Raw genomic sequence first — 14,128 nt, forward strand, 5'->3', positions numbered from 1 at the left:
CTACGACAAGGCTTTGGGTTAGCCAATCTGTAAGCAGACATCTCCTGAGTACATATAACGCAAGTGGCAGCTCATTCCGGCTGCCACTTTTTTTGTTACTCCGTCAATCAAAAGTATCTTCGGCTCTTGGGGCAACGCCTTGCCATAGTCCCAGGAGCCATACCTTGTGTCCATTGGGCCTTGCGCTGTACTACGACAAGGCTGTGGGTTGGCTAATCAGCCCAAATCCATCCATTCTCATCTGGCTTTACGTTGTCATAATCTTCTGGCTTGGCGAAAGAAATGGTCTCAGTTGACGCAGCCATAATCGCTACTGTTCCGATGTTGATGACTTGGACGGCGGGTTTCTGATAATTTTTCTTCTCCATAATTACTAAGGTTTAATTCATTATTTATTACTCAAGTGTTACATTTGCGGCACAAAAGTAGGAAGAAGAAACGAGAATGGCGTGTAGCTTTGCCGTTTTAGGTGTGGCTTTGCGTTATTTTGGGTGTAGCTCTGGCAGAAAGGCTACACCCATTTTGACCGAAAAAGCCCTTTTCGCCACGCAGAAAGGGCTGTCCGTTTATCCCAAACATATATAAAACCCATTTTACACCAGTTGGATAAAAATATACTATTTATAGAGGAAACACACCTAATGGGTAGAACAAATACCATGCCCACCATGATTTTGCGACATCACACAAGAAGCGCTTCAGTTCGTTTGAGTATTCATGCCAAGTATTTCCTTGAATCATACGTTTATACATGATTTGTGTTTTATACTGATGGGGTGATAATTAGCCTCCAAGAATTATCTTTCTCTGTACGAGCTATATAGCCTTTGTCTGTAAGGAGTCGCAATTGCTTATTTACCGCTGTAAGACTGATACCGGCAGCCTCTGCCAATTGAGGTATAGTGCTATTCGGCTGCTCATACATGCGATTCAGTATTATGCTGGTGGTTGCACTACGGAATTTTACACGTTCGCCATCAAACCACCATACATTATCTCCGCGCTCAGTCAGGAACTGTATGTCGTATGATACCTCGTCAATAAAGAGATTCGCAAAATAAGTAAGAAACTGTTGGATGTCACGCTTTGAAGCATATGCGCCAAGTGAAGGTGCTGCACCGACAGTCAGGTCTGTACGATGCAATGCCTCTAAATATTCTTTTTTCTTACGGCTACGCACTACTATCATAGGGTAATCATGGCGAGTGAGGATGTAATTGACCATCAATCGAGCAATACGTCCATTGCCATCTTCAAATGGATGAATACGAATGTAGCGATAGTGGAATATTGCGGCAAGCTCTATTGGAGTGAACTTTCCCGATCTTTCTGCATCGTTGTACCAATCTACCAAATCGCTCATCAAAGCAGGAGTCTCTTCAGGCGTTGCATACTCGAATTGGTCACCATAACGAGTAATGACGGAATTGGGACGAGTTTTGTATTGCCCGGCATGAATGACGTAGCTCGTCTGAACACCTCCAGGCAGTGTGCGATATACTGTGTAATCCTCACGCAAGAGGGTCTTATGTAATGTTCGTATAAAATGCTGCGTCAAAGGAGTCTCTTTAAGTAGAGCCTCCTCCTTCATCATTTTTAGACCAACATTGCTGGCAGTCATTTCGTGTACATCACGAACATCAGCCTCGCCAACAATCTTTCCGAACATGAGCAAGATCTCTGTCTGTCCATAAGTCAGTGTATTACCCTCAATGTGGTTGCTGTTATAGTTGAAATCAATTGTGAATCGACGGCTAAGCATCTCTCTGTCTCTATCAGACAAAGGCTGCAAAGCGTTCCACTCATTCATTACATCTTCTATTTTTTTCATATATGCGCTTTTTGCAAGAAATCACATTAAAAGGTGTATGTCATCAACCTTTATCGGGTGTAAAGTTACAAAAATTTCCCTCAAACAATAGCAATATAACACATAAAAAGGTGTATTCTAATAACCTTTTTTAGCATTATTCGTTATTCTTGTGCTATTTCATCCGGCATTTTTGTGGTACTTTGTTTTGGTGATGCAATGTATCGTGCGTGTGCGTATATATTATAATGAGTAATCTGACAAAACAAGATTTTCATATTTGCTATCCATAGATAACAATACACAAATCTATATACCTTCTGCTGAATATACTATTCGTTTTATTGTTTCCTATTTCAGTTTGCCTTAACTGCCCTTAATAGATTTCCAAAACGTTCACGTGTGTCTGTATATTACTGATACACTATACTGTTTATATTCGATAGGTGGGGGGTATAGGAACCATTGGGCTGTCGGCTCTCGGCTTACTGCCGTTTCGACAGACCGTCGCGCCACGCCGTAGGGGTACATCCCTCCTTGGCTTTGAAGATGCGGTAGAGCTGGGTGCGCGCAGAGAAACCACACTCGGCAGAGATGGCGTCGTTGCTATAGTCAGGATATTCGCGCATCATATCCTTCGCCACCTGAAAACGTATTCCGCTAAGCCATACGCGGAAGGTGCTGTGCTGACACTGGTCAAAATACTGGGTGAGGTCCCTCTTAGAGATGCCCACGCTGCGCGAGAGGGTCAGCAGGTTGGCTGCGCTGTCCTTGTAGCCCATGTTGGCACACCAGTCGTCGAGCCGCTGCTGGATAAGGGTGCATCGCTCGGCAGAGAGCATAGCATGCCGGTCGTCGGCAATGGTCTCGCCCGCCACGGTCTTCTCCACAGCCACCGTCTGGGTCTTCTCCACAGCCACGGCGACAGCCTCTGGCTCAGCGTCTTTCTCCTCCTCGCTGTCCAAGAGTTCGTCGGTGGGCACATAGCTGTTGCCGAGCGAGATGAAGTTGACGATAAAGAACAGGAAGGCCAGCAGCCCCAGCGGGCCTATTATATATAATAAGGTGGTGGAAAGGATGGCTGCCGGTATGGCAAGCGCAGACACGCAGACGATGAAGACGCTGGCTCGCGAGTAGCGCACGTAGGGCATTATGTCAGAGGCTGCCATCGTCTCCAGCATGCGCCGGCGACGCAACATCTCGCGCAGGATGACACCCACGCAGTACACGTTGCCGATGACATAGAAGAAGAGCATGACGTAGAGCCACAGCCCGATGTGGAAGCTGCCCGCACGCCAATAGCCGATGCCGAAGACAGCCAGGATAATCAGGTAGATAGCCGAGCAAACCACCGTCATGCGGCGGCTGAACAGCTGTGTCGCCTCGACATTGTATATAGCCTTGGAAATCAGCATGAAGCACGGCGTGTAGACCAGCATGTTGACCACAGCCCCGAGGTCGTCGCCCGTGACCCTGATTTTCATCACCATCTGCAGCAGATAGTGTGCGCCCAATACCAGTAACGCCAGAAACAGCATCCACCGCGACCGCTCAAAACGACGGTTGCGCCAGTGCACATGCAGACTGCTGAGCCCGAGATAACCAGCGCTCATCAGCATGAAGACGAAGCAGGCGAACTGAAGTAGATATAGTTTGTCCATGTTACCTATGTAGTTAATTAAGTCATTCTTTATATGTCCCAACATGCAAAATTAGAAAAAACAACCCAAACAGCCATCGCAAATGACCATTTATTTTTAATGTTTTCGGCAAACCTGGCTCTCGGGCGATACCTTGCAGCCGCGAGTTGATGACAAATACGAGTGTAATCGTAAAAATCGCCATAAAGGAACGCCCAAAAACAAATAACAGGCTCATTTCTATCGCAATTCAGTCCAAAATGATTACCTTTACATCCAAATACAAACCATCACACCCTGCCAATGGCAACTTTATAAGTTACAACACTATGAAACAATTACTATCCCTACTCCTTCTCATGACCCCGTGCATGATTACTGCCCAGGTGAAAGTAATCCCAGGTGACACTTTGCCCTCGGAAAGAAAGCCTGTGTATCAGTACGACTCTACTGACATTTCTACCATCCACCCTGAAAAGTATATCGGGCAGAAGGTAATACTGTATCAGAACAAGGGAGTATTGCGGTATGGATGGGACAACAAAACCTATGATGCCCCATTGTTTACATATTTCGAGATAACCGGGTTCAAGGCACCACAGACTTTTCAAATGAAGAGATGTGACAATGGTGATGAATGTAGCTTTGATTTCTTCGGCAGTGGCGTCAAACCTGTTATGGCTGTTGGATATTATGAATCTATTGCCAAGGCAAGAGACAAGAGTCGATGGATAATAGAAGGCAAAGATGGAGTCTGGCAGATTGTCGACACTTGGCTTGGTGAAGGTGGCATCCGACATAAACTCAAGATGGTCGGAGACACACTATCCATAAGCCTCCATACGCTATGGGGGCAAAAGAGCTATGCCCACTATGTAGACATGATGGACAGATATCGCAACAACGAATGGGTCGTAGACGAGAACAACAGCTATGGGCGGGTTGATACGATAAAAGTCATCAACGGTACCCCTTATCTGGTATTCAAGGACGGCAGAAACAAGACATATACATTTGATATGAGCAGAGCACAAGGTCGTCATTACATCAGTATTGGTGACTTGCCATTCTTTACAAAATCAGATGGCGTCAAGTATGCTCACAAATACGGCATTACCCGATGGAAACAGATTCTTAGTGGTGACGTAAAGATAGGTTTTACCAAAGAGATGGTAGCATTATCAATAGGTTATCCCAACCAGTCGGCGTCAAAGACCAACGCCTACGATGACATGGACATTTGGGAGTACGGCACAGGATTGGAAACCATCGTATTCAAGAACGGCAAGGTTTGTGAGATATGGAACAAATAATGTAAGGGCAACTCATCGTTCGATGCCACGCCTTTCTGCACGCTCAACGCAGTGCTATTGGCAGCCCATACACACAACCAAGCCACCCCTCCACCGCCTACATCCCTTGCCAATGGGCGGCAGCGCATCCCTCTGGAATGGGAAACCGTCGAGAGCGGCATCGGCGGTAGCGCCCATGCAAAAGGGCACAGTCTCATGACCATGCCCTTTTCCATTATTCTTAAAGCGGTTATCCTACTTCTCCTTCTTCATACGCAGCTCGTAGAGGTCTTTGCGACGGTCGCGCAGATTGCGCACGCTGCCATAGGTATGCAGCTCGTTGAGCAGCGTCAGGTCACAGTCGGCCACCAGTATCTGCTCCGTGCCAGGCGTAGCCATGGCTCCCTTACCGTCGGTGGGGAAGGCAAAGTCGCAGGGGGTAAACACAGCCGACTGAGCATACTGGATGTCCATGTTGTGCACACGGGGCAGGTTGCCCACACTACCCGCAATGGCGACATAACACTCGTTCTCCACGGCGCGAGCCTGGGCACAGACCTTCACACGCGCATAGGCATTCTGCGTATCGGTGTTGAAGGGCACGAAGAGTATCTGCATGCCCTCCTCGGCCATGAGGCGCGAGAGTTCGGGGAACTCTACATCGTAGCAGATTAGGATGCCGATGCGGCCACAGTCGGTGTCAAAGGTCTTGACCTCGTCGCCGCGGCTCAAGCCCCAGCTCTTCTGCTCGTCGGGAGTCACATGTATCTTCTCATACATGTCATACGAACCGTCACGGCGGCAGAGGAAGCCCACATTGTAGAGACCGCCGTCGGCCTTGACAAAGGGCATACTGCCGGTGATGATGTTGATGTTGTAACTGATGGCAAGCTCGACGAAGCGGTCGCGTATCTTCTCGGTATACTGCGCCAGTCCGCGTATGGACTGCGCCTCGCCCATATCATTGAAGCGCGCCATAAGGGGTGCGTTGAAGTATTCAGGGAAGAGCACGAAGTCGCTCTTGTAGTCGCTCACCGAGTCGACGAAGAACTCCACCTGCTCGAAGAGGTCGTCCAGATCCTTGTAGGGACGCATCTGCCACTGCACCAGACCCAGTCTCACCGTAGGCCGTTTCTCCACATACGAGTCGGTGGCAGGCTGGTAGTAGATGTTGTCCCACTGGAGCAGCGTGGCACAGTGCTTGGACTCCTCGTCATTGGGCAGATAGTTGCGGATGACGCGGCGCACGTGGAAATCATTGGACAACTGGAACGTAAGCACCGGGTCGTAGATCTCGCGCGAACGTACCTTCTCTATATATTCCTTCGGGCGCATGGTGTCGGCATACTTGTAGTAGTTGGGTATGCGACCGCCAAACATAATGGCCTTCAGATTGAGCTTCTCACAGAGTTCCTTGCGGTATTCATACATGCGGCGTCCGAGTCGCAGCCCGCGATAGTCAGGATGGATAAACACCTCGATGCCGTAGAGGATGTTGCCTTGCGGGTTGTGGGTGTTGAAGGTCTCGTTGCCCGTCACCTTGGCATAGGTGTGGTCGCCCTTTACCATATTATAGTCTACGATAATCGAGAGGGCACAGCCTACAATCTTGTCGTCGACCACTATCACCACCTGACCCTCGGGGAAGATGGTAATGAGCGTCTTGATCTGCTCGTGGGTCCAGAAGACATCGTGGTCGGCATAGATGCGCTTGAACGATTTGGCCAGCTGGTCATAGTCTTCCATACGCAGGTTGCGCAGTTCCACTTTATTGATTTTGTGAGTCGTTTCCATAAAAACACTATTTACCTTGATGATATTAACGGTGCAAAAGTAGCAAAAAACCACCACATATATCGCAATTTCAATGGTTTTAACGCCCGTCGGGGTTATTTTTGGACGTTTATATTGGCTGTTAGTGGGTTTTTGCGTAACTTTGCATCCATCAACTACCACTAAGACCACCACTATGCATCGCATCGTTATCCTGCTATCCACCCTCTGCTGCGCCGTCACGCTGATGGCCCAGCCCGCTCTTCCCCCCGTTTTCGCCCAGACCGACGCCGCCCGCATGCGCGCCGACGCCATCACGCGTGTCTACCTCGCCCCGGTGAGGGTGATGCAGAGCCACGGCGCCACCCGCCCCGACGTGCTCACCCGCATCACCAACGGCCAGACCGAACTGGGCCGCAACGGCATGTGCCTGCTCTCTAATGCCGAGGGCGACACCGCCTCTATCACGCTCGACTATGGGCGCGAGCTCCACGGCGGACTCCGCCTCACCCTGGGCAGCAGCAGCCGCCCCGAGCCTTCGCTCGTGCGCATACGCTTCGGCGAGTCGGTGCAGGAGTGTATGAGCGACACCCGCAACACCAAGCCCTGCGTGGGCTATTCCACCGACGACCACGCCAAGCGCGACATCGTGGTCGAGATACCACGCGACGGACAGATGGAGATAGGCAACACGGGCTTCCGATTTGTGCGCATCGACCTGCTGCGCACCGGCGTCACCGTAGCCGTCAAGGAGGCTGCCGCCATCTTCCGCTATCGCGACCTCCCCTACGTGGGTTCGTTCAGTTGCAGCGACAGCAGGCTCGACTCTATCTGGCTCACAGGAGCCTACACCGTACAGCTGTGCATGCAGGAGTTTCTCTGGGATGGCATCAAGCGCGACCGCCTGGTGTGGATAGGCGACATGCACCCTGAGGTGGCCACCATCAACGCCGTCTTCGGCTACTCCGACGTGGTGCCGAGGTCGCTCGACTTCGCCTGCAGTGAGTTCCAGCTGCCCCGCTGGCTCAACAACATTCCCGCCTATTCGCTCTGGTATCTCATCATACAGCACGACTGGTGGATGCACCATGCCGACAGAGCGCTGCTGGAGCGCCACCGCGACTATATCACCCAGCTCGTAGACCAGATAGACCTTACGGTCGACAGCGTGGGCCGCTTCCGCGCCAACGTCTTCCTCGACTGGCCGTCGAGTGCCGACAAGGCGGGCGTGCGCATCGGCGTCCAGGCACTCACGGTGTGGAGCATGGATGCCGCAGCCAAGCTCTGCCGCATCCTCGGCGACTCGGCACGAGAGGACAAGTGTCGCGCCGTGGCCCGACGCATCAGCAGCCACATCGCCACCCCCAAAAAGCTGCGGCAGGCGGCTGCGCTCATGGTGATAGCGGGCTGCATGGACGCCGGCGACATGGCTGAGCGCTATATGCACGGCATCGACGGCTTCTCCACCTTCTATGGCTACTATATGCTCGAAGCCCTGGCACGCGCGGGCCGCTACGACGACGCGCTCGACGCCATCAGCCGATACTGGGGCGGCATGCTCGACCTCGGAGCCACCACCTTCTGGGAAGACTATGACCCGGCGTGGGGCAGCAATGCCAACCGCATCGACGAGATAGGCGACCCCGCGCGCAAGAATGTACATGGCGACTTCGGAGCCTACTGCTACCCGGGCTTCCGTGGCAGTCTGTGTCATGGCTGGGCTTCAGGTCCCACCGCCTGGCTGTCGCGCCACGTGCTGGGGTTTGAGGTAGTCCAACCGGGTTGCCGCGCCCTGCGCATACGACCGCATCTGGGTCATCTCGACTGGGCCGAGGGCTCCTACCCCACCCCCTATGGCGCCGTCAAGGTAAGGCACGAGCGCACCGCCGGCGGCCACATCAAGACCACCATCCTCGCCAAGCCGCGCGGCGTCAAGGTCATCACCGACAGATAAGCCCCCACCCCGCTGCCCACCACCGCGGCAACGCCCGAGACTATCTTGGCAAGAGCCCGAGATCAACTTTACAATGCCCGAGACTATCTTGGCAACGCCCGAGACTAACCTGGCAACTCCCGAGACTATCTTGGCAAGAGCCGAGACCAACTTTACAACGCCCGAGACTATCTTGGCAAAAGCCGAGACCACCCAGAAGCCTGGAGAGATGACATCAGCGCCGTCTCTCCAGGCTTCTGCTTTGTCCGAGTGCGTCTACATCCTGACGGCAAAGCACGAAATAGTGGTTTCGGGCTTTGCAACGATGATTTCCTACCACGAAACCATGAAATCAAGCCACGAAACAAGATTATCCGTCATCGCGGGCATGATGGCATTGACTGCGCCGACTTTGGCGACTAAAGCGCTGTCTTTTATAATAAAACCGACCGCTGCAGCGCACGCCGCGAAAGTCACAGAAATGGTCTAAGAAGTCACAAATGATAACAATTTATAATTATTTTGATAAAAAAGACGCCGAATTGTTTGCATTATTGATTTTATTCTTTAACTTTGCAATTGGTTAAACGTAATCCATTACACAGATGATGAATACTATTATTATTAGCAGCCTAATTATTCTACAGCCGATAGTTGTAGGTGAAGAGGCGTGCGTGGCAACATGATAATAAAGCATCCATCGAGAGACAGAGCCTTTCCACTTACAAGTGAGAAAGGCTTTTTCATTTTCAGGACAACCCAAACCAACGGTAAAAGCAAGTATAAAAACAAGTAGAGTTATGAGCGAGAGATTATTTGTATTCGACACCACCCTGAGAGACGGCGAGCAGGTTCCCGGATGCCAGCTCAACACCGTCGAGAAGATACAGGTGGCGCGCCAGTTGGAGCAACTCGGCGTCGATGTCATTGAAGCAGGCTTCCCGGTATCAAGTCCCGGCGACTTCAACTCGGTGATAGAGATTTCAAAGGCAGTGACCTGGCCCACGATATGTGCGCTGACACGCGCCGTGGAGAAAGACATAGACGTGGCAGCCGACGCCCTGAGCTACGCCCGCCACAAGCGCATCCACACAGGTATAGGCACCAGCGACGAGCACATCCAGTACAAGTTCAACAGCAACCGCGAAGAGATACTGGAGCGTGCTGTGGCGGCGGTAAAGTATGCCAAGCGCTATGTAGAGGATGTGGAATTCTACGCCGAAGACGCCGGCCGCACCGACAATGAGTATCTCGCCCGCGTGGTCGAGGCTGTCATCAAGGCGGGAGCCACGGTGGTCAACATCCCCGACACCACCGGCTACTGTCTGCCCGAAGAGTATGGCCGCAAAATCAAGTATCTCATGGAGCACGTGGACCACATAGACCGCGCCATCATCTCGACCCACTGCCACAACGACTTGGGCATGGCCACAGCCAACACCCTGAGCGGTGTGCAGAACGGCGCGCGCCAGGTCGAGGTGACCGTCAACGGCATAGGCGAACGCGCCGGCAACACCGCCCTCGAAGAGATAGCCATGATACTCAAGTGTCATCGCCAGATGGGCATCGAGACCAACATCAATACGCGCCGCATCAGCGCCACCAGCCGCATGGTGAGCAGTCTGATGAATATGCCCGTCCAGGCCAACAAGGCCATCGTGGGGCGCAACGCCTTTGCCCACTCCAGTGGCATCCACCAGGACGGAGTGCTCAAGAACGTGAGTACCTATGAGATTATAGACCCCAAGGATGTGGGCGTCGACGACACGTCGATAGTGCTCACCGCCCGCAGTGGCAGAGCTGCCCTCAAGCACCGTCTGAGCGTGCTGGGCATAGACTACGACGACCCTGGGAAGCTGGACAAGGTCTACGAGCGGTTCCTCCGTCTGGCCGACAAGAAGAAGGAGGTAACCGACGATGATGTGCTGATGCTGGCGGGTGCTGACCGCAAGGACTCCCACGCCATCAAGCTCGACTTCCTGCAGGTTACCACCGGCATGGGCGTGAGAAGCGTCGCCAGCATAGGCATCGACATCTCTGGACAGAAGTTTGAAGAAGCCTCGACCGGCAACGGCCCCGTAGACGCTGCCATCAAGGCGCTCAAGAAGATAATACTCAAGCAGATGACGCTCCGCGAGTTTACCATCCAGGCCATCAACAAGGGCAGCGACGATGTGGGCAAGGTACACATGCAGGTAGAGCACGACGGACATCTCTACTACGGCTTCGGAGCCAACACCGACATCGTCACCGCTTCGGTCGACGCCTATATAGACTGCATCAACAAGTTCAAGACCGCTGGCTGACTGTAGCCAGAGCACAACCTTTCAATACAGAGAATACAATGAACACGCTATTTGACAAGATTTGGGACAGCCACGTGGTACAGCAGATTGCCGACGGCCCCACCCAACTGTATATCGACAGACTCTACTGTCACGAGGTCACCTCGCCGCAGGCTTTCGACAGCCTCCGCCAACGGGGACTGCAGTGCTTCCGTCCCGGACAAATCTACTGCATGCCCGACCACAACATCCCCACACACGACCAGGACAAGCCGATAGCCGACCCTGTATCGCGGACTCAGGTGGAGACCCTCGAGCGCAATGCGGCTGAGTTTGGGCTGCCCTACTACGGTGTGATGCACCCCGACAATGGCATCATCCATGTGGTGGGTCCCGAGAAGGGGCTCTCGCTGCCCGGTATGACCATCGTATGTGGCGACTCCCACACCAGCACCCATGGCGCCATGGGGGCGGTGGCTTTCGGCATCGGCACGAGCGAGGTCGAGATGGTCATGGCTTCGCAGTGTGTGCTCCAGCAGAAGCCCAAGACCATGCGCATCACCATCGACGGCTGTCTGGGCAAGGGCGTCACCGCCAAGGACATGGCGCTCTATCTCATGAGCCAGCTCTCCACCTCGGGAGCTACGGGCTACTTCGTCGAATACGCCGGCGAGGCGGTGCGCAGACTGTCGATGGAGGGCAGGCTGACGCTCTGCAACCTGTCAATCGAGATGGGGGCGCGCGGCGGAATAGTCGCCCCCGACGAGGTGACGATGGCGTATGTCAAGGGGCGCGACTTCGCTCCCACGGGCGACGCCTGGGACAGGGCTGTGGCTTACTGGCAGACGCTCAAGAGCGACGACGATGCCGTCTTCGACCGCGAATACCACTTTGACGCCGCCTGCATAGAGCCGCGCATCACCTATGGCACCAACCCGGGTATGGGTATCGCCGTCACGGGCCACATCCCCACCCTGGAGAGCATCGAGAGCGAGGGCCGGGCATCGTTTGCCAAGGCACTGCGATACATGGGGTTCGCGCCGGGCGAACGGCTGCTGGGTCACAAGATAGACTATGTCTTCCTCGGAGCCTGCACCAACGGCAGGGTGGAAGACTTCCGCGCCTTCGCCTCTATCGTCAAGGGCCGCAAGCGTCACCCCGACGTGGTGGCGTGGCTGGTGCCTGGCTCGTGGCGCGTGATGAGAGAAATAGAGGCCGAGGGCATCGACGTGACGCTGCGCGAGGCGGGCTTCGAGATACGCCAGCCGGGGTGCTCGGCTTGTCTCGCCATGAACGACGACCGCGTGGGCGAAGGCAAATACGCCGTCTCGACCAGCAACCGTAACTTTGAGGGTCGGCAAGGACGCGGAGCACGCACGATACTGGCAAGTCCGCTGGTAGCGGCTGCGGCTGCCATCACCGGCACGATAGCCGACCCGCGAGAGCTGATGACCGTGTGAGTGTATATAATAAACACATAGCGGATTTGCAAATTTGAGTAAAGCGTAGCGAATTAGCTGAAATAGCGTTCGTTACGCTATATTTTTCTCTTGGCGAAAAGCCAAAGAAAACCACGATACAGCCAAACGGTGCAGAAGTTCAGTTACCACCTCATTACCCCCGTAACGGGTGCAGATTTCTTGCTAAATGGTTCTTTTTCTGCGATTTGCGTAATTCTGCATAGCTGTCGGTAACTCACTATAAACTAATTTTGTAACCAAAAAAAGGAGTGAGTTATGCGAAGTACATTCAAGGTCTTATTTTACGTGAAGAAAGGCAGCGAGAAGCCGAACGGCAACCTGCCTTTGATGTGCCGCCTCACGGTGGACGGAGAGATTAAACAGTTCAGTTGCAAGATGGACGTTCCCCTGCGGTTGTGGGACGTGAAAAACAACCGTGCTTCGGGCAAGAGCGTCGAAGCGCAGAGAATCAACCTCGCGGTGGATAAAATCCGAGTGGAGGTAAACCGCCGCTACCAAGAACTGATGCAGACGGACGGGTATGTTACCGCCGCCAAGCTCAAAGACGCCTATCTCGGTATCGGCGTCAAGCAGGAAACCTTGCTGAAGCTGTTCGAGCAGCACAACGCCGAGTTCGCCAAGAAGGTCGGGCACAGCAGGGCGCAGGGGACATTCACCCGTTATCGGACGGTCTGCAACCACATTCGGGAGTTCCTGCCCCATACCTACAAGCGTGAGGACATTCCGCTAAAGGAACTCAACCTTACATTCATCAACGACTTCGAGTATTTCCTGCGCACGGAGAAGAAATGCCGCACCAATACCGTGTGGGGCTACATGATCGTGCTGAAACACATCGTTTCCATAGCGAGGAACGACGGGCGTCTGCCGTTCAACCCCTTTGCAGGGTACATCAACTCTCCCGAAAGCGTCGATAGGGGCTACCTTACCCAAAAGGAGATACAGACGCTCATGGACGCACCGATGAAGAACACCTACCATGAACTCGTACGGGACTTGTTCGTCTTTTCCGTGTTCACGGGTTTGGCGTACTCGGACGTGAAGAACCTCACCGCCGACCGCCTGCAAACATTCTTCGACGGCAACCTGTGGATAATCACCCGACGGAAGAAAACCAACACCGAATCGAACATCCGTCTTTTGGACGTTCCCAAGCGTATCATCGAGAAATACAAGGGACTTGCAAGGGACGGTCATGTTTTCCCCGTTCCGAGCAACGGCAGTTGCAACAAGATACTCAAAGAGATAGGCAGACAATGCGGTTTCAAGGTGCGCTTGACCTATCATGTTGCCCGCCACACGAACGCCACGACCGTACTTCTGTCGCACGGCGTACCCATCGAAACCGTGAGCCGCCTGTTGGGGCACACGAACATCAAGACCACGCAGATATACGCCAAAATCACCGCCCAGAAGATAAGCCAAGACATGGAAACCTTGTCGCACAAGTTAGAGGAGATGGAGAAGAACATCTGCCGAGCCATTTAGTCACCTTAAAACAGCATACCGATGAAAGAAGAAAGGAACATCATCATGATAGATGAATACGGCAATATCTCCCTACCGACCGACATAGGCGCAACCGCCATGACCGAGTGGGAAATCTGCGAACTGTTCGGGGTTATCACCCCGACGGTTCGGGCAGGGATAAAGGCACTCTGCAAGAGCGGGGTATTGAAAGAGTACGGCATCAAACGCCTTGTCCGTCTATCGGACAGAAGCAGCATAGAGGTTTACGACCTCGAAACGATAGCCGCCCTCGCTTTCCGTGTCGAATCGTTCGGGGCGGCGAGAGTCCGCAAGCTATTATTAGACAGGATTATGAACGGGCGAAAAGAGAAAACGACGGTTATCGTGTCTGTCGTTGCCGACACCGAGCCGAGCCGCCGATGGATGGCGTAACGGTCAGTCGGT

At 53.1% G+C, this 14,128-nt stretch carries 12 protein-coding genes; 7 read left to right on the forward strand and 5 right to left on the reverse strand.

What is annotated here, in order from left to right; all coding sequences use genetic code 11:
- Nucleotides 1–212 precede the first annotated feature (212 nt).
- From CIK95_RS13240 to CIK95_RS12965, 4 genes are all read right to left on the reverse strand, one after another.
- The gene (locus CIK95_RS13240; RefSeq protein WP_158215136.1) at nucleotides 213–368 is read right to left on the reverse strand and encodes a hypothetical protein; all 156 of its coding nucleotides are present in this window, start codon (nucleotides 366–368) and stop codon (nucleotides 213–215) included.
- Between the two features lie 395 nt (nucleotides 369–763).
- Complete coding sequence (locus CIK95_RS11635) at nucleotides 764–1,831, reverse strand: Fic family protein (protein WP_094467076.1); 1,068 nt, start codon at nucleotides 1,829–1,831, stop codon at nucleotides 764–766.
- A 464-nt stretch (nucleotides 1,832–2,295) separates the two neighbouring features.
- Nucleotides 2,296–3,471, reverse strand: coding sequence for a helix-turn-helix domain-containing protein (locus tag CIK95_RS13505; protein WP_254046071.1), 1,176 nt, complete (start codon nucleotides 3,469–3,471; stop codon nucleotides 2,296–2,298).
- Between the two features lie 22 nt (nucleotides 3,472–3,493).
- Entirely contained in the window at nucleotides 3,494–3,688 is a 195-nt protein-coding gene (locus tag CIK95_RS12965) for a hypothetical protein (RefSeq protein WP_144007825.1), read from the reverse strand.
- Nucleotides 3,689–3,779: 91 nt separating this feature from the next.
- On the opposite strand from CIK95_RS12965, the gene CIK95_RS11650 reads away from it, so the two are divergent.
- The gene (locus tag CIK95_RS11650) at nucleotides 3,780–4,763 is read left to right on the forward strand and encodes a hypothetical protein (protein ID WP_144007826.1); all 984 of its coding nucleotides are present in this window, start codon (nucleotides 3,780–3,782) and stop codon (nucleotides 4,761–4,763) included.
- A gap of 234 nt (nucleotides 4,764–4,997) precedes the next feature.
- On the opposite strand, the gene CIK95_RS11655 is transcribed toward CIK95_RS11650, so the two are convergent.
- Entirely contained in the window at nucleotides 4,998–6,536 is a 1,539-nt protein-coding gene (locus CIK95_RS11655; RefSeq protein ID WP_094389103.1) for a bifunctional GNAT family N-acetyltransferase/carbon-nitrogen hydrolase family protein, read from the reverse strand.
- A gap of 175 nt (nucleotides 6,537–6,711) precedes the next feature.
- On the opposite strand from CIK95_RS11655, the gene CIK95_RS11660 reads away from it, so the two are divergent.
- The 6 genes from CIK95_RS11660 (at nucleotide 6,712) to CIK95_RS11685 (ending at nucleotide 14,116) form a co-directional block, all read left to right on the forward strand.
- Nucleotides 6,712–8,469 (forward strand): alpha-L-rhamnosidase C-terminal domain-containing protein, encoded by a 1,758-nt coding sequence (locus CIK95_RS11660; RefSeq protein ID WP_094467078.1) that lies wholly within the window; start codon nucleotides 6,712–6,714, stop codon nucleotides 8,467–8,469.
- A gap of 73 nt (nucleotides 8,470–8,542) precedes the next feature.
- Complete coding sequence (locus tag CIK95_RS11665) at nucleotides 8,543–8,938, forward strand: hypothetical protein (protein ID WP_094467079.1); 396 nt, start codon at nucleotides 8,543–8,545, stop codon at nucleotides 8,936–8,938.
- 310 nt (nucleotides 8,939–9,248) lie between these two features.
- Nucleotides 9,249–10,754: a 2-isopropylmalate synthase gene (locus CIK95_RS11670; protein ID WP_094467080.1), complete on the forward strand. Its 1,506-nt coding sequence runs from the start codon at nucleotides 9,249–9,251 to the stop codon at nucleotides 10,752–10,754.
- Nucleotides 10,755–10,792: 38 nt separating this feature from the next.
- Entirely contained in the window at nucleotides 10,793–12,193 is a 1,401-nt protein-coding gene (leuC, locus tag CIK95_RS11675) for a 3-isopropylmalate dehydratase large subunit (RefSeq protein ID WP_094384579.1), read from the forward strand.
- Between the two features lie 276 nt (nucleotides 12,194–12,469).
- Entirely contained in the window at nucleotides 12,470–13,702 is a 1,233-nt protein-coding gene (locus CIK95_RS11680; RefSeq protein ID WP_044065638.1) for a site-specific integrase, read from the forward strand.
- A 21-nt stretch (nucleotides 13,703–13,723) separates the two neighbouring features.
- The gene (locus CIK95_RS11685; RefSeq protein ID WP_044065639.1) at nucleotides 13,724–14,116 is read left to right on the forward strand and encodes a hypothetical protein; all 393 of its coding nucleotides are present in this window, start codon (nucleotides 13,724–13,726) and stop codon (nucleotides 14,114–14,116) included.
- Nucleotides 14,117–14,128: the final 12 nt, after the last annotated feature.

It is taken from the genome of Prevotella sp. P5-108 (genome assembly GCF_002251385.1).
Classification (GTDB): Bacteria; Bacteroidota; Bacteroidia; order Bacteroidales; family Bacteroidaceae; genus Prevotella.

What these genes read in the sequence shown, in the direction of transcription:
- CIK95_RS13505 (WP_254046071.1), bottom strand. Translation starts at nt 3,471, where the DNA reads ATGGACAAACTATATCTACTTCAGTTCGCCTGCTTCGTCTTCATGCTG.
- CIK95_RS11660 (WP_094467078.1), top strand. Translation starts at nt 6,712, where the DNA reads ATGCATCGCATCGTTATCCTGCTATCCACCCTCTGCTGCGCCGTCACG.
- CIK95_RS11680 (WP_044065638.1), top strand. Translation starts at nt 12,470, where the DNA reads ATGCGAAGTACATTCAAGGTCTTATTTTACGTGAAGAAAGGCAGCGAG.
- CIK95_RS11635 (WP_094467076.1), bottom strand. Translation starts at nt 1,831, where the DNA reads ATGAAAAAAATAGAAGATGTAATGAATGAGTGGAACGCTTTGCAGCCT.
- CIK95_RS11665 (WP_094467079.1), top strand. Translation starts at nt 8,543, where the DNA reads ATGCCCGAGACTATCTTGGCAACGCCCGAGACTAACCTGGCAACTCCC.
- CIK95_RS11685 (WP_044065639.1), top strand. Translation starts at nt 13,724, where the DNA reads ATGAAAGAAGAAAGGAACATCATCATGATAGATGAATACGGCAATATC.
- CIK95_RS11655 (WP_094389103.1), bottom strand. Translation starts at nt 6,536, where the DNA reads ATGGAAACGACTCACAAAATCAATAAAGTGGAACTGCGCAACCTGCGT.
- CIK95_RS11650 (WP_144007826.1), top strand. Translation starts at nt 3,780, where the DNA reads ATGAAACAATTACTATCCCTACTCCTTCTCATGACCCCGTGCATGATT.
- CIK95_RS11670 (WP_094467080.1), top strand. Translation starts at nt 9,249, where the DNA reads ATGAGCGAGAGATTATTTGTATTCGACACCACCCTGAGAGACGGCGAG.
- CIK95_RS13240 (WP_158215136.1), bottom strand. Translation starts at nt 368, where the DNA reads ATGGAGAAGAAAAATTATCAGAAACCCGCCGTCCAAGTCATCAACATC.
- CIK95_RS12965 (WP_144007825.1), bottom strand. Translation starts at nt 3,688, where the DNA reads ATGAGCCTGTTATTTGTTTTTGGGCGTTCCTTTATGGCGATTTTTACG.
- leuC (WP_094384579.1), top strand. Translation starts at nt 10,793, where the DNA reads ATGAACACGCTATTTGACAAGATTTGGGACAGCCACGTGGTACAGCAG.